The following is a 228-nucleotide window of genomic DNA, read 5'->3' as shown; positions in this document are numbered from 1 at the left end:
GACCAAGGCTATCGTGCCGAGCTGACACAGCTGGACGACAGTGCATTACCCGAAGGGGATGTAACGGTCAAAGTGCATTATTCCACGCTTAACTACAAAGATGGCCTGGCGCTTACGGGCAAGGCTCCGGTCGTGCGCCGTTTTCCTTTGACTCCCGGTATCGACCTGGTCGGCACGGTGGAATCCTGCAGCAGCGAGGCTTTTGCTGTCGGTGATACGGTGCTGTTA

Annotated in this window: 1 protein-coding gene; it reads left to right on the top strand. The window is 56.6% G+C overall.

Annotation, left to right across the window (positions count from 1 at the left end):
• Positions 1 to 228, top strand: a 228-nt coding sequence (locus tag Q4563_RS23400) for an alcohol dehydrogenase catalytic domain-containing protein (RefSeq protein WP_303606249.1), incomplete at both ends; no start/stop codon positions are given.

This window comes from Gilvimarinus sp. 1_MG-2023, assembly GCF_030548285.1.
This window is presented reverse-complemented; position numbering and strand designations above follow the sequence as displayed.